Annotated in this window: 15 protein-coding genes; 2 read left to right on the top strand and 13 right to left on the bottom strand. The window is 43.0% G+C overall.

Annotation, left to right across the window (positions count from 1 at the left end; all coding sequences use genetic code 11):
* Positions 1–38: 38 nt before the first annotated feature.
* Positions 39–926 carry a carbohydrate ABC transporter permease gene (locus HI950_RS02235; protein ID WP_169081785.1) on the bottom strand — a complete coding sequence of 296 codons (888 nt, stop codon included), beginning with the start codon at positions 924–926 and terminating at the stop codon, positions 39–41.
* Positions 920–1795: an ABC transporter permease gene (locus HI950_RS02230; RefSeq protein ID WP_223285109.1), complete on the bottom strand. Its 876-nt coding sequence runs from the start codon at positions 1793–1795 to the stop codon at positions 920–922. Before HI950_RS02230 ends, HI950_RS02235 begins: the two co-directional genes overlap by 7 nt.
* Positions 1796–2554: 759 nt before the next feature.
* Here HI950_RS02230 and HI950_RS36915 point away from each other — a divergent pair.
* The gene (locus tag HI950_RS36915; RefSeq protein ID WP_411268064.1) at positions 2555–2662 is read left to right on the top strand and encodes an IS3 family transposase; all 108 of its coding nucleotides are present in this window, start codon (positions 2555–2557) and stop codon (positions 2660–2662) included.
* 91 nt (positions 2663–2753) lie between these two features.
* Here HI950_RS36915 and HI950_RS02220 read toward each other — a convergent pair whose 3' ends face one another.
* The 5 genes from HI950_RS02220 to HI950_RS02200 form a co-directional block, all read right to left on the bottom strand.
* Positions 2754–4334, bottom strand: a complete 1581-nt coding sequence (locus HI950_RS02220) for a response regulator transcription factor (protein WP_169081788.1) — start codon at positions 4332–4334, stop codon at positions 2754–2756.
* Positions 4331–5677, bottom strand: a complete 1347-nt coding sequence (locus tag HI950_RS02215) for a sensor histidine kinase (RefSeq protein ID WP_169081789.1) — start codon at positions 5675–5677, stop codon at positions 4331–4333. The genes HI950_RS02220 and HI950_RS02215 overlap by 4 nt, the downstream gene beginning before the upstream one ends.
* Positions 5678–5839: 162 nt before the next feature.
* The gene (locus tag HI950_RS02210; RefSeq protein ID WP_169081790.1) at positions 5840–6076 is read right to left on the bottom strand and encodes a hypothetical protein; all 237 of its coding nucleotides are present in this window, start codon (positions 6074–6076) and stop codon (positions 5840–5842) included.
* Positions 6077–6141: 65 nt separating this feature from the next.
* A complete protein-coding gene (locus HI950_RS02205; protein ID WP_169081791.1) occupies positions 6142–6684 on the bottom strand; it encodes a helix-turn-helix transcriptional regulator in 543 nt (180 codons plus the stop codon).
* Positions 6685–7743: 1059 nt separating this feature from the next.
* Positions 7744–8574 (bottom strand): helix-turn-helix domain-containing protein, encoded by an 831-nt coding sequence (locus tag HI950_RS02200; protein ID WP_169081792.1) that lies wholly within the window; start codon positions 8572–8574, stop codon positions 7744–7746.
* A gap of 140 nt (positions 8575–8714) precedes the next feature.
* Between HI950_RS02200 and HI950_RS02195 the strand changes: the two genes are divergently transcribed.
* Positions 8715–11816 carry a glycoside hydrolase family 2 TIM barrel-domain containing protein gene (locus HI950_RS02195; protein WP_169081793.1) on the top strand — a complete coding sequence of 1034 codons (3102 nt, stop codon included), beginning with the start codon at positions 8715–8717 and terminating at the stop codon, positions 11814–11816.
* Positions 11817–11985: 169 nt separating this feature from the next.
* Here the strand turns inward: HI950_RS02195 and HI950_RS35530 are convergent, their stop codons facing one another.
* The 6 genes from HI950_RS35530 to HI950_RS02165 form a co-directional block, all read right to left on the bottom strand.
* Positions 11986–12162 carry a helix-turn-helix transcriptional regulator gene (locus HI950_RS35530; RefSeq protein ID WP_262985660.1) on the bottom strand — a complete coding sequence of 59 codons (177 nt, stop codon included), beginning with the start codon at positions 12160–12162 and terminating at the stop codon, positions 11986–11988.
* Between the two features lie 399 nt (positions 12163–12561).
* Complete coding sequence (locus tag HI950_RS36605) at positions 12562–12612, bottom strand: DUF6547 family protein (RefSeq protein WP_317618298.1); 51 nt, start codon at positions 12610–12612, stop codon at positions 12562–12564.
* 28 nt (positions 12613–12640) lie between these two features.
* Positions 12641–13204, bottom strand: a complete 564-nt coding sequence (locus HI950_RS02180) for a GNAT family N-acetyltransferase (RefSeq protein ID WP_169081795.1) — start codon at positions 13202–13204, stop codon at positions 12641–12643.
* A 421-nt stretch (positions 13205–13625) separates the two neighbouring features.
* Positions 13626–13907 carry a transporter gene (locus tag HI950_RS02175; protein WP_223285066.1) on the bottom strand — a complete coding sequence of 94 codons (282 nt, stop codon included), beginning with the start codon at positions 13905–13907 and terminating at the stop codon, positions 13626–13628.
* Between the two features lie 158 nt (positions 13908–14065).
* Positions 14066–14167, bottom strand: coding sequence for a hypothetical protein (locus HI950_RS02170; protein ID WP_317618297.1), 102 nt, complete (start codon positions 14165–14167; stop codon positions 14066–14068).
* An 865-nt stretch (positions 14168–15032) separates the two neighbouring features.
* Positions 15033–15590, bottom strand: coding sequence for an AAA family ATPase (locus tag HI950_RS02165; protein ID WP_169081796.1), 558 nt, complete (start codon positions 15588–15590; stop codon positions 15033–15035).
* Positions 15591–15616 lie beyond the last annotated feature (26 nt).

The raw sequence follows: 15616 nt of genomic DNA, 5'->3' as shown, positions 1-15616 counted from the left end.
AGCTTGTTTTATATATTTAAAGGCACGTGGCCTCTAAATCATTCCTTCAACGAACCAATCATGACACCTTTGACAAAATACTTTTGCAGGAACGGATACACCATGATGATGGGCAGAGTGACCACCATAACGGCCGTCATCTGAAGCGATTTTGGCGTGACCGTCTGAGTCACCACATTGACCCCGTTGCCCATTTGGCTAAGCATCTCCGCGGTCGAGCTGGTATTGATCATGTTCATCAAATAGTTTTGAACAGGAAGCAGCTCTGCATTATTGATGAAAATACCGGCATTAAACCATTCGTTCCATAAACCGACCGCCGTGAAAAGAGACAATGTGGCGAATACAGGTCCCGATACGGGCAGCACGATCCGAAAGAAAAGACCATAGTAATTGCAGCCGTCCAGCTTGGCCGATTCTTCAAGCTCATCCGGCAGCCCCTGGAAAAAGGTGCGGAACACGATCATATTCCAGATGCTAAGGATCCCGGGGATAATCAATACCCAGAAGTTATTGAACAACCCGATCTCACGCAGCCACAGGTAAGTCGGAATTAGCCCGCCTTGAAAGTACATCGTAATGATGCCGGCAATCATGTAGAACCGCTTGCCCTTAAGCTCTTTTTTCGCTAGCGCAAAGGCCATTAAAGCCGTAATCAGAACAGAGAGGAACGTGCCGGATACTGTTCTTGCAATGGATATCCCCATCGCTCGGAAGAAGCGTTCATCGCTGAATATCACTTCGTAATTCGAAATAGTAAATTCGCGAGGCCAAAAGGTCAGCCCCCCCATGGAGGTGTCCTTTCCTTCATTCAGAGACATGACGAGCGTATTCCAGAATGGGTATATGGCCGTAAAAGAGAGCACCGCTAACAGCGTATAGATGATCATGTCGAAGATGCGGTCATTCCAGCTGTTTCTTACCATAGGGAATTACCCCCTACTCTCTTGGCTATCGTATTTGCAGCGACCAATAATACAATGTTAATGATGGATTTGAACAAACCGACCGCCGTTGCGAACGAGTACCTCTGCTCGCTTAGACCCACACGATAGACGTACGTATCGAGCACTTCCGCCACATTGGTCAAGGTCCCGTTCTTGCCGTTATTGGTTAGCGTTAAGATGTCTTCAAAACCGGCGCTTAGCAGGTTGCCAATCGACAGGATTAGGAAGATGATAACGACAGGTGCGATACAGGGCAGCGTAACACTGAACATCTTGCGGAATCTGCCGGCTCCGTCTATCTCCGCGGCTTCGTACAAGCTGGGGTTAATACCGGCTATGGCAGCCAGGTAGACGATGGAGCTGAACCCGATTTCTTTCCACATACTAGCACTGAGCAGAATACTGTAGAAATATTTCGGCAAAGATAACCAGTTAATCGGCTTATCAATGATCCCAAGCTTCTCAAGAAGATAATTCAAGCTGCCGCTTTCCACCGACAGGAGGGAGAATACTAATCCTGAAACGATAACCCAGGAAATAAAATGCGGCAGATAGGTTGCCGTTTGAATGAAGCGCTTGAACCCGTTATGCCTGATCTCATTAAGCAGGAGCGCCAACATGATCGGAGCGGGGAAAATCAAGACCAGCTTCAATGTCGAGATGATGATCGTGTTTCTCATGACCATATTCAGCTCGGGAGATTCAAAAAATAGATTAAAATGATAGAAACCAACCCAGGGACTCGCCCCTATTCCCTGAAATATGTCAAATTCCTTAAATGCTATAATGACTCCATACATCGGAATATAGCTGAAAAGAATTAGACAAATGAACCCCGGCAAAACCATTGACTGGAGATCCCATTGTCGTATTATGCCTCGTAATCCGTAACCGGATCGGGGTGTTCTTACTTTGCGTATGTCCGCCTTTAATGCGATATGTTCTTTCATTGCGATAGGTTGATCCTCCCTCTTTTTCTTAATGATAACTATTAAGGGATGATCATGGGATTGAGGTGAGCAACGAAAACTTTACTTTTTCAACGATTTCAAACGTAAACGGCTGTCGTTTCGCACGAACATTTAGCGATTTTGGAGTTGTAAGCGACAAAGGAGCGTTCCTTCATATAGTTTGTTAAACGGCTCCTTACCGCTTATTTGGTGTGGCTACGTTAGTAGATATCCCGCACGCTACCTATTAATCGAAGCAATGAAAACCCTCCCTTGAAATTGTTAATCAACTTGAATCTTAATTGACAGTATCTTTTTGGTTATTTTTCAATCAGACCTCGTGTTTGTCCTTGTTATCGCATCATTCCAGCATTCTCGAGTAGTTTCAAGAATATCGAAAACAGTTCCAAATTTCCAAGAGTACACTGAAATCGTATGAAAAATACATTGGAAAGTTGTTCTTAGAGAGGCACGGTGTTTTAGATCTCTCCCAAATAACGCATTCTGGATACACCAACATTTTCGCTGGCTATTCATCCGCAACCAGCCATAATTCTCTTTCTGCACTCCGCGTGGTTCAATGATCTGTATAAGTGATAGTCCGGGATAGCATGTTATTTGCAATATATAAATTACATAGAAGAGTAGGTATTCGAAATTCAGCAAGCTGTGGAAGAGTACATTTACTTTTCTAACTACCAGCGGTTTCAAGCCAAACTAAAACAGCGCGCACCAATTGAATACCGATGCGCGCTCATTGCATAGCTTTTTTCTAATATCTGCTTGACAGGAGTATGACCATTATAGTAAAAACCACAGCTTTTTCTTTTAGATTGGGGTTTCACATAATATATTGTTAAATACTGAGCCGCTTTCGGTATTCGCCGGGCGACATGCCCGTTACCTGTTTGAACTGGCGGTTGAAATAAACAATATTCTTATAGCCAATGCTTTCGGATATTTCATAAATTTTGACCTTCGGGTTTTGCAGAAGTTGGCAAGCCTTCTTGATTCGCAGTTCATTAATATATGCGCTAAAGTGCTGTCCTGTCTCTTGCTTGTACACATACCCCAAGTAATTAGTGGAAAAACCAAAGTAATCCGCTGCTTTCTTGAGCGTAATTTTCCTGTCAATCTGCTCCTCCACATATTGCATGATTTCAAGTATTAGTTTTCTCTTCTGATTTTGTTTCTTGAGGTACCATTTTTCTGAGAATGCAAAAAACTTTCGTCTCAGCCAGGACTTCATATCCAGTACGGTTTCAAACCCCAGCAGATTGTTCGGAAAGGGGGTTTCCCACTCCATCAATTCGTCAAAGTTCTCGTTCAATGTCGAAAATTGCTCGCTCAATTTGATAATGGAATGGACAAGGTGCTGGAAGACCGTGCTTTTGGTTTCCAACGGCTGCAACTGATGAAAGATCAGCTCGATCCAATCATCGATCGCCTTTAAATTGTAATCCGCAAGCGCCTGCACGATTTCTGGCCATTGCTCGTCCGGATTATGCGCAAACGTATTTATCGGCCCACCGCTATCACCAGAAGTAAGTGTCTTATTCTTACCTGCATGCCACTTAGTACCAAGTGCTTTTTTGGCCGCTTCATAAGACTGGGGGAGCTCCAATTGATCATCCGTGTGAAAGCCGAGTCCGATCGAAATCGTTAGCGGAAACAGCTTGCCCACTACTGCAATAAGCTCATCCATCCTTGTGCTGTGCGTATGCTCATCCCCGAATAGAAGCAGCGTCCGGCGCTGATGTTCTCCCTGAATACAATACCCCCATCCCCGTTCCTCTACATACTCCTCGACAAACCGGGTGATCTGTTGATATGAAGTTTGCCAATCGCTCACGTCATCCTTCCCCGTCCGCCAATCTACTTGATCAACCTCAACTACCGCAGCAGCCGTTCCGTAAGCTTGCACTTCCTCTTCAAGTACGGATGCAGCCTTTGCAATCAGCTGCAGGTTATCACCTTCCAGCCATCTGAAAAGCATCTCCTGCTTTACAAGCGAGAACGTCTCTTTTAACTGCAGCGTCTCTTCATTGCGTTCCCGCTCCTTGTCCAAATCAGCGATAACAGCATCCAGCTTATCTGACAACTCCTTATCCTCCACCGGCTTCAGGAGATAACCAAAGGCATTGAAATCAACAGCCTGCTTCGCATATTCGAACTCCTTATGACCGCTGACGAACATAACTCTGATATGCGGGCGGGATTGCTTCACCTTCCGGATAAGTTCCATTCCCGTCATAATCGGCATCTGTATGTCCGAAAGTATAATATCAATCTGCTCTTCCTTGACGACGTCCAGAGCGGCATATACGTTATCCACAGCTGCAGCTACCTCAAGCCGTTTGCCGCTGCTTTGTATCCTTCTTCTCATCCACTCTAAATCCACCGATTCATCATCGACAATTAATATCCGATAGGTCATGCCTCTTCCCCCCGCATCTTTCGTATATCTTTTATGCCCGTCTTCGGTTGCTCATAGGGGAGAATAAGTAAAACCGTGGTGCCCCCTCCATAGAAGCTTGATACCTTAACTCCGTAATCACCGCCGTATCTCAGCTTGATCCGGTCATTCACGTTGCTGATCCCGCAACTTGAAATCATCGGCTGATTGCTGTTAATCTCGCGTATCCGGTCTCGATGTATGCCGATTCCGTTATCAATAACCGATATGAAGATATGATCGCCCACTCGTCTCCCAACAATTTTGACGGTTAGACGATCAACATGCCAAGCATATTTTAATGCATTCTCGACAAAAGGCTGCAAAATAAGTTTTATGACCTCGCATTCGAGCAATTCCGGCTCAACCTCTATATATGTATCGAAGCGGTTGGCATATTTGATCTTCTGAATTTCGATATAGGACTTCACCTGTTCCAGCTCATTGACTAGCGGTATCATGATACGTCCATCATTAAGCGTCAACCTGTAGAATTTCGCCAAACCGGTTACCATGGCGCTGACCTTGTCCGTTTCCCCCATGTTGGCAAGACTATTAATCGAGGAAAGCGTATTATACAGAAAATGAGGACTAATCTGGGCCTGCAGAGCTTCCAACTCTGCTTCCTTCACATTAATTTTTTGCAAATATACAGTTTGAATTAAATGATCAATATTGGAGGCTGTTTGGTTAAAAGCGACCGCGATTTGTGCAAATTCATCATGACCTGAAATAAGGATACGTTTGCGAAACTCGCCGGATCGTAGTGAACGGACGTACGAAATGATTTTCTTCATCTTCCTATTAGACAAACGGGCCACAAGAATGCCGATGAATAGCATAATGAGGAAACTGGCGATACATACGGTTAGGGTGACATTTCGAATATCTTGAGCATCCTTGAGGAAATATTGATCTGAAACCAATATTTCCAAGCCGTAACGAGTCCCCGGTATGTCCTGCTTGACGGTTAAGTAGGATTCGTTGATCTTCTCTTCACCGCTTGTATTTACTTGGTATAAAATGTTGCTCGTCGTTTTATCCCTCACCTGAACGATTGAATGCTCTCCAACCCTAATGCTATTCAAAGATTGAAACAATTCCTCCAAGCGAATGGATATTCGCAAGTAACCTATTTCTGTTTGATAATCGTTAAACGAGATCAGCTTTCGAATAAGAGAAATGTTATGTTGCTCTAAATCGGTATCCACCTGTAGCCATTGATTATCTAGATTTTTTACGGTTAGCTGTTTAAACCATTCTTCATTTTCAATACGCGAGAAATAGAGCAGATTGTATGCTTTCTCTTGAATGTTGCCTTTCAAATCCTTGAAAACCTCTTGATACTTCTCATTTTTGACATACAGCATGATTTGAATATTGTTTCTCGTCGATTGCAAAGGAGCAGCAAGAAGGGGGAGCAATTGATCTCTTGTAATTATGTAAATATCAAAGGGGTCTTCTTCTGAATCCAAATATTTTTGAATTTAAGTTGACTGGAACAGTGAATCCGATATTTGCTGTACGTCTTGTAACTGATACAAGATATTGTTCGTGATTTGCTGAAACGTCATCTTCATATTCATTTCCGTTAATACAGAGCTTGAATTCGAAAGTCTCGTATAGGTATAGGATCCGATGAAAATTTCGGTAAGCATGATGAGCAGCAAATAAGGAATCATGATCTTATAGGAAAACGGCACATAAGTTCTCGATTGATTCATCAAGCTTCCTCCTTAGCCACAAAAAAAAGCAAACCCCACCACTATTTGTAATGCGGTTCAGCGTATTATTCTAACAGTGAATTTTTAGAGTTATTCCTATACCTTGCCGGGGGAATCCGATTCCATTTGCGAAACATTTTTCCAAAATGCTGCTCATCGGAAAATCCGCAGGCATCAGCGATGGATTTCATAGGCTCGACAGTGAACGTCAAATACTTCTTCGCATGTTCATTACGAACTTGGTTCAAGTACTCCTTGGGCGGGATTCCCAGTTCCCTTAGAAACCAACCGCGAAGATGCGATGTAGAAATACCGAATCGATTGGCAAGCTCGACAATTTTCAAATCCTCGCTATAATTTGTATCGATCCATTTTCGAACACCCCTATAGGCTTCTTGGAAACTGTCCGTGATTTGAGCGAAGCCTGACATCCTTGTGATAAGGGATGACACTTCGTATTGCATTTCAACTTTATGATCCGATTGGCTTTGTGTCCAGTTGCGGGCAATATATCGTATTCTTTCATTAATTTGCTTTTCTTGCTCCGGTGAAAATAATTGGACATACGGCAAGTCCAACCTCGCAACCATCTCCGTTTTATAGTGCATACCGTTATCATCGGAAGAGATTCTCACGACAAACGGACATGGTAACTGATTATAAAATGACCAATAAGGAGCTGTCAATCACGCATCGTTCTTTTTCAGGAGCATTTAATCCTTAAGGAACGGCAGCTCTTTGTTCCACCTGCTGGATTAATGAAATGGGAGTATACAATTATCAGGGAGCCGCCTGTTATCGTACCTATATTCGTACCTATCTCGAAGCAACTCATCTGCGCATCATTTGCCACGGGGGTTTGCATCACGGAGACGTATACTTAAACGGCGTTCATCTTGGATACCATTTCAGTGGGTTCACTCCCTTCTCTTTGACAATTCCATCTGTACCCAAGGGCCGTCACGAATTGGTCATAAGAGCAGACAGCACAGTTGATTGGCTAACGCTTCCTACGGATATAGCAGATTGGTTTCTTACGGGGGCATTTACCGTTCGGTGGAGATTCAACAATTACCCGAGGCCTGCATTGACCAAATGAAAATACGTTATTCTCTAATCAGAAAACAACACTAACGTTCATATTTAAGTCGATTTAGCTTCCTTCAGCGATGAAGGAAGAGAGTTTTCGTTTACCGTTCTCTTTGAGGACTACCTCTTCGGCAAAGCACAAGTGTGGCTGACGGCAGCCCAATCGGTTATTTGCTCTCTTGACGGTATAATCCCTAATATCAAACAATCGTTTTTTAAACATTAGGCAGCCACTCTTATCTTTCAAGATTCAGACATAGCTTATCTTATGTATCGAATAAAACCACAGCCTTTTAAGGAGTGGTCTATATTGGGGTACAATTTTGGCGCCGGCGTACACTTTCCCGTTTCGGAAACGCCATACATCGCGATGAATATCCTCATAAAACCGCCTACCACCTCTGTGAACCTGCCAAGTCATGCGATCCATAAAATATATACCCTGTTTTCTAATACTCTAGGTTCACCATCAGGTATATAATCCCAATTTCGCAAGAATGGATCTACTATAATCATTCTCCCCTTTGTTCTAGTTCGTTGGCAATTTTCTCATTTGTGACAACCAATGGCGGACCCGACTAATCACGGATATAACGTCCCGGAGAAATTCCTTCCGATTTCGTAAATTGTTTGGTAAAGGAATAAATATCTCCGTAACCAAGGCTAACGGCTACGTGTTTGATGGGGAGACCAGAGAGCAGCATCATTTTTGCCTGCTTCATGATCTGTTCAATATGATACCGCTTAGGGGACAACCCGGTTGTTTCTTTAAATAACTTTCTGAAATTCTCGTAGCCCATATTTACGACTGCTGCCGCTTGTTTAATGTCATAATGAATATTACTGGAACCGCCGATTAGCTGGCAGGCCTTCGTTATCTTACTTTCATTTTGCTCGCTCTGAGTATTATTAATGCTTCCGTGCAATCGGATAATGAGCTCCTGTGCCCTCATCAGCAGATAGGGCAGCTTTTCATCCGTCGCGCCTTTGAGGGTGTTTAGCAAGGCAACAAAATCATAAATAAAATCGGTTGTAAGCTGGGCCGCTTGCACCTCTTTATCGGAAATTATTATTCCAAGCTCCCTCAAGTAATGATAGACAGGATACCCAACGCTGATGTAAAACTCTAGCCATCCCCCATTTGGCTCAATTTCTGTGGAGTGTAAGCGGTCGGGCAAACGTTGAACCAGATCGCCTGCTTGCATAAGAGTAACGGTACCGTCCTTAGATATAAAACGTCCATTGCCCTGCAGGATCAAAAAACAGCTGTAATAGCCTATCTTAAAGTCATATTGAGAACGCTCCGCCGTTCTTTTTCTCATAAAGCCGCATGACAAAATGCCTTGGTCGAAATTGTCGCCAATACACCGGTATATGACATCATTTTCCTTAATATCTTCATAATTCATATCGTCGCCACTCCTACCAAAATGGATAAATGAAATACCAGTCTAACCATTTCACATAAAGAATTATCCTTATATTATAACGGTGTCGTTATTTTAATCACAACCAATTAGAACAATGGATGGGAGTGTTACTCATACGTATGAAGCTGAACAGAGACTGGGAGAATCCGCACGTCACTCAAGTAAACCGTTACCCCATGCATGAGCCGTACGGCGTTTACGAATCCGTGGAACAGGCGTTAAGCGGCGATCGCAGAAAGTCAAAATTTGTACACTGTCTAAACGGTACATGGAAGTTCAAATTGTTTTCGAGACCTGAAGCCGTAACCGATGAATTCTTTCATCCTGATTATGATGTATCCCGGTGGGATGACACCTTGGTCCCTTCAAACTGGGAACTCTCCGGATATGGAAAACCTGTGTATACAAATATTTTGTATCCCTTTCGTCGGGAGGGGGCGGGCTCCTATCACGAAATCCAGTTAAAAAATGATGAATATGTCTTGAATCCGCCATTTGTGCCGGATGATAATTTAACCGGGTGTTATGTAATCTCCTTCGACATCCCCGAACATTTTGACAGCCGCGATGTCTACATTGATTTTGCCGGAGTGGAATCCTGTTTTTATCTGTGGTTAAACGGCAAGTTCGTGGGCTATTCCCAGGATAGCAAGCTTAACGCTTCTTTCGAAATTTCGGATTACATCCAAAGTGGACAGAACAGTTTGGCTGTTCAGGTGATGCGATTTGGCGCCGGAACTTATCTGGAGGATCAGGACTACTGGCATCTATCGGGTATCTACAGGGACGTTCTGATTTATGCGAAACCTCGTATGCGCATCCATGATTATAAAATCGAAACGCAATTCGCCGGGAATTATGAGAATGCCGAATTAGCTGTGACGGTTTATCCTAATAAACAAGCGAGTTGTTACGGGGAAGCTTATGTACGCCTTTCTCTATATGATAGCGGTCAAAAACTGGTCACTCAGTTTGAAACGCCGAAGTTTGCGGATTGCGTATCCTATTTACAAGACAATTATGTGGCGAAGGTTAAAAAAACCATCACAAACCCCCAATTGTGGAGCGACGAAAAGCCTTATCTTTATAAATTGGTATTGGAAATGATCGATCCAGCTGGGAATGTCGTCGATATCGAGAGCGCGAATGTCGGCTTCCGTGAAGTCAGCATCGATCAAAAAGGGATTTTGAGAATCAACGGCAAACGACTTATCATTCGCGGAGTCAATCTTCATGCTTTCTGCCCTGAAACAGGGCGCGTGGTATCTACGGAGTATATGCGCGAGCAAATCAAGATCATGAAATCGCTAAATATCAATGCGGTAAGAACAAGTCATTATCCCCACGCAGTCGAATGGTACGACCTATGTGATGAACTGGGCATTTATTTGGTGGATGAGGCCAATCTTGAAACGCACGGCATCGGCGGCCAGTTAAGCTCATCTCCCGAATGGACACATGCCTATATGGAACGGGCAACGCGGATGGTGCTGCGAGACAAGAATCATCCTTCGATCATTCTCTGGTCTCTGGGAAATGAATCCGGATTCGGAGTGAATCATGCCGCAATGTATGGCTGGATCAAGGAATATGACAAGACAAGGTATGTTCAGTATGAGTCTCTGAATCCTCCGGCGAATATTTCCGATATTATTGCGCCCATGTATCCCCAAAAGGGTTGGATCCTGGATGTCATGGCCAACAGCGAGGACTTGCGGCCGTTTATTTTGTGTGAATACGCGTATGCAAAAAGCAACAGCAACGGTAATTTCAAGGAATTTTGGGACTTGATTTATAAGTTCCCGCGGTTTCAGGGCGGATTTATTTGGGATTTCCAGGATAAAGCACTCGTCAAGTATGATAAAAAAGGGAACAAAAAATTTGTCTATGGCGGCGCCTTCGATGAAGATATCATAGATTCTGCGCCCGATATGTGCCTGAATGGCATTGTATTCCCGGATTTAACGCCGAAGCCGGCTGCAAATGAAATCAAATATGTGCAATCGCCCGTCCAAATCGAATACTTTGAAATGCCTTACGATCCTGGAAGGAAAGGTTATCAAATTTATAATCATTATACGCATCGAGATTTAAGCCACCTGGATATCTGCTGGGAGTTGCTTTGCGATGGATGTGTTGTTGAAGGCGGCAAATTACACAAATTAACCACACCGGCCGGATCCAGCGATAGTATTCATATGCCTTACAATCCATCCAAGGTCTATGGGGAAGCGCACCTTAATTTCTATGCATATCAGGACGAGGACACCTTTTATGCGAAAAAGGGAACCTGTATTTATGCATGTCAGATAGAAATTAAAGATTCTGTCTATTATTTGCACTCTGGAGACATTGAAAATGATTCCTTGGAGTATGAAGAAACACCGAATCAAATTCATATCTATAATGAAACTACAGATATTGTCTTCTCGAAAGAAACTGCAGAATTCATCTCTGTGAAATACAATGATCAGTATTATTTTACGGGCGGAGCAAACAACTTCTATCGTCCGCCAACGGGGATAGACTCCGGTGTGCATCTTGAGTCGCCAAACTATGCAGATGAATGGAGAGCCCTCGGGCTGAGTGCCAATCAGAAGGAGATCAAGAAAATACGGGTATATGCAGTGCCTGCTTCCATCATCATTCAAGTTCATTGCCTATATCATGGATGCATTGAAACACGAACAAACTATGCCGTAGGAGGGAAAGGCATCGAAATCACGAATACAGTCGTGAACAATGCCATGGTCGATTCCATTCCGAGAATCGGTCTAAGCTTTACATTCTCTGATGCATGGAAGAATATCAAGTGGTATGGACGCGGACCTTGGGAGAACTATGCAGACCGTAAGACGTCGGCGTTCGTCGGGATCTATGAAAGTTCAGTAGAACAGCAACACGCGCCTTACATCGTGCCAGTCGAATGCGGCGGCAAGGAGGATGTCCGTTATTTAAATTTATCCACCGACGACGAACGCAAAGTAAAAATTACCGCAGCGGGCAACTTCCATTTCGATATTCATCATCATAGCATAGAGGAATATGACAATGCCGCCTATGCTGACGAGCTTAGCCCTTCTGATGCCGTTTATCTGAATATCGACCACAAGCACGCTGGTCTTGGCGGAGACAACGGTTGGTCCAAAAACATTCACGATGAATATAAAATTGTTAAAGGTATCTATGTTTACAAGATAACCTTAGAGGTCATGAATTAAACAGCAGCTCGGCGAAACCGGTCAGTTAAGACCTACTCGTGGTTCCCATCGGAATCAAAAAATCCACTGCCATTCCCAGTTAAACGCGGCAGGAAGAACCCAAGCCCTCTACCTATTAAAGGCGAGGGCTTGTACCGATATACGAATATCTGTTGAAGAAACATATCTGCTAGGCGGCATCATCTAAAGCGTTTTCATATTTATGTCCTTCTTTGGATGGTCTTGCCTTATAGTAAGAGGGGGCTTCCCAAAAGTATTTTTTAAATTTCATGTGGAAATAGTTGACGTTGGAGATTCCTACCCGAGTGGCGGCTTGATGAACCTTAAGACCATTCTCAAGCAACATTTTAGCTTTGCGGATTCGCACTTTATCCAGAACGTCCGGAACGTATCACCCGTGTAGCACTTAAATAATTTCCCTAGATAAGCACTTTTGAAATGAAACAGGCTACCAAACGTTTCTAGCTTCAAGTTCTCGGAGTAATGCTGTTCCACATATGCCAAAACCTGCTTTATTACCGTGTCCCTGCAGTGCATTTCTAACCGGTCAAACAAACGTAGTCATGTATAACTGTCCGGTAGCTTAATAAAATGAGCAGGCCACTGCGGTTCCTGATCATCCATGTGTTTTATTGAACTATCGTTCCCCGTTAGCCATCCATGACGCTCACGCGACACCACAGGTTATTGAAGTAATTGCGTTCTTCCATGGGAGTTTAACGATCGAAATAGAACTTGATTCAGATTAATCGGGCCAAGAATCTCCTTCTCTTCTGCATACCCAATCATAATGCATACCTGATTCATATGGTTCAACTGCCATACTAATCCCATGATTGAAACTCATCCTTTAGTATAGAGTACATTTTTAAATCCTGATGTTTCCCTTTTATGAAGAGCCCCTTCCTAATAATTCCTTCAAATGACATTTCCGCCTTTTCCATGACTCGTGCAGAACCGATATTTTCTAAATAGCATTTTGCTTGAATACGTACCAAGTCCATATTGGTAAAACCGAATTTAATAACTTTTCTTGCGGCTTCCGTTGCGACACCCTTTCCCCAATAATCCGGTGATAAGGCATATCCAATTTCGGCAATTTTATGCTGTCTATCCCAAGTGGCGAACTCTATTGTACCAATCAACCTACTATTTTCTTTATATTCAATACCCCAATGAACCAAGCTCTTATTATTCCACTGGATAAGTACTCGCTCAATCACCTCTTTTGTTTCTGTGATTGTTTTGTGAGGATTCCAAGAAGCGTACTTCGGTACTTCCTCATTAGAACAGTAATAATACATATCCTCTGCATCTTCTAATGTTATCTTTCTTAGTTTAAGTCGATTGGTCTCTAAGACTGGTAGCGCATTGAACACATCTTTCATATGAACACCCACCTAGTTTTGTATACATTGGTTATAAGGGGATAGGCCAAGTCCTCCTAAGATAATATTTAAATAAATTCCAGATCGGGTCTGTGTTTTCCTTCCTGAACAAGTTCGCACTAAACTGCCCGTTAGCTCAACGAGGTACGAGATTGTTTCCAGAAATGATACTGCTACTTCCGAAGGTTTCTCCACCTTGTTATTTAGTGGCTCAATACTTGGAAACTCTGCCCACCCCGCCGGCGCAGCAAATTGAGTGCCTCCCGATTGTCCCCTCCCCTCTCCCGCACAATCGCGTTTAGCAGGAAGCATCGGGCAAGCCGAAAGCGCTGGATTATATTTTATATTCGAGGTTGTCCTAAGTATCACTAGCAGAGCGCGGTGAGTGAACAGAACCACCGGCACTCTGTTTTTTTAGTGCTCAGAAAGGGGTAGGAATCGGAGGACACGATACGGCATCGATGACTCGCGGATCGATACCATAGAAGTACCAGTATGATCCGCTCCATCTATACCCTGCAACACCGTCCATATCGACATATGTCGGATAAAACCAGAAGTTCTCGCCAGACCTAAGCCAAACATAGGTGTACTGGTAAACGCAGTCGACGATATAAGAAACAGCGGGTTTCGGCGGGATGAATGCGGGAGGAGGGGACTGCGGCGGTTGTCTCATCGGTCCTTTATTTCGCATATGAGCCATAACATCACTCCTATCGGAAGATATTCATGATTTTACATGAAAGTGTAACTTATACTACGTAGGTGAATAGCCACTTGACTGTACGCATGCCTAGTCATAACCATTTTGCACGCTGCAATTTCTGTCCTGAAGCTTAAACTCCACGGACTAGCTGTTAATTATGTGTACGAATGCCATTTCACCAGGGTAGTTGCACTGATATTATTCTTTAGAGCAACGCCTGCTCGACTGACTTCTCCTGACTCTAGCTCCTGCACAATGGCGAGTTTCTCTGAAGCGTTGTATTCATTCTTTTTTTACAAAAAAAGCTCCCCTTCAAGTAGCGGTTTATTTATTAAACCTGTCTAGATAAAGGAGAGCATGATTGGCAGCCTGTTCTTTGTTGTGATATCGTATCCGTTGAACAAACCCAACTTTATAATCTCTTTTACTGATTCAGTACTTTGCTTATAAAGATAGTGGACTCTTTCTGATCAGGTGCAATTTTAACCTCTTGTTTTTCTTTATCAACCCAGACAAAATAAGATTTTATTGCATTATTCTTCACTGTGGCGGGGTTATAATAAATTTGTAAGAAATAGTCTTCATCAGGAGTTCGATTCGGGCTAGTAGGATTTAAAAATTCCTCAAACTATTGGCTGAACTCTCCTGCCAGTTAGTTGAGAAACGGCAGCCATTAGGTTGGCTGCCATTGAGCTATCCTTCCCCCATTAGCTCAACAAATCATCGTGCAGGCTCGCTCACTCCCTCGTAAAAACAGTTTTCAAAATCATTAAGACGAAGACACTGATCAGTAAGGAAACTCCGCCCCATAATAAAAAGTTAATTGAGAAGGCGAACTCAAAATCATCATCGAATCGCATAATTTTAAAAGTAATGAACATTAGGATTATTCCAGTCAAATAAAAAAGCAATAGTGTCAGAGCGGATATATTCAGTATTCGTTTAATTTTATGTGTATTCATTAGCTCACCTCGCTCGCATTCTTTATATGATCGGTTCCCTCTGATGGTCCTATCCAAACTAAACTGCCCGTTTGCTTAATACAATGAGCAGGCCGCCGCAGCGCCTGCTCATTAATGTTTGTTATTCAACTATCGTTTCCCGTTAGTTCAACAAGAATCGTTATAAAGCGAATCTATTTTTTATGGTTTCAGCAACTTCACGAGCGTTGATTTTCGTATTGCTTATTCTCAAATAGTTTTCTTTTTTTATTTCTCCCTCTAACGAGTTCAATCGATGTTGCTCCATTGTCTGTTTTAGATCCTGTTCAGAGCGTGTGATATCTCTCTTTGTTGGTTTATGTTCAAGCCTATTGGGAGTCTTGTTACGCTCTATTCTCTCCTCAAGATCGGCTTCAAGCTCAACAAAATAGACATCCGCACCTTGATCCTCAAATATTTTACAAATTTTATCGACGTAATCCCAATCGCACTGCAAATCGAATCCCCATACATATGTGAATATCATTCCATACATATCACTGGCGGCGGCCGCTTCAAATATGTCCTGACGGAATTTATTCGTTAATCCCCACATTTCACGACTGAAGCCAAAATAAGGAGCTAGCAATTCTATCGTCATATGGTTGTGGAACAATTTTAAATCAGATATCATTTCCAGTTCATGCCCCACTGTCATTTTACCTACTGCCTGCGGACCAAATATCAAAACAAATTTCATGATATCACCACTTTAGGAAGTTATTT

Origin of the sequence: Paenibacillus sp. PL91 (assembly GCF_012935325.2) — a bacterium.
Lineage (GTDB): Bacteria > Bacillota > Bacilli > Paenibacillales > Paenibacillaceae > Pristimantibacillus.
Note: the sequence above shows the minus strand (reverse complement) of the source record. Positions and strands in the feature narration are given on the sequence as shown.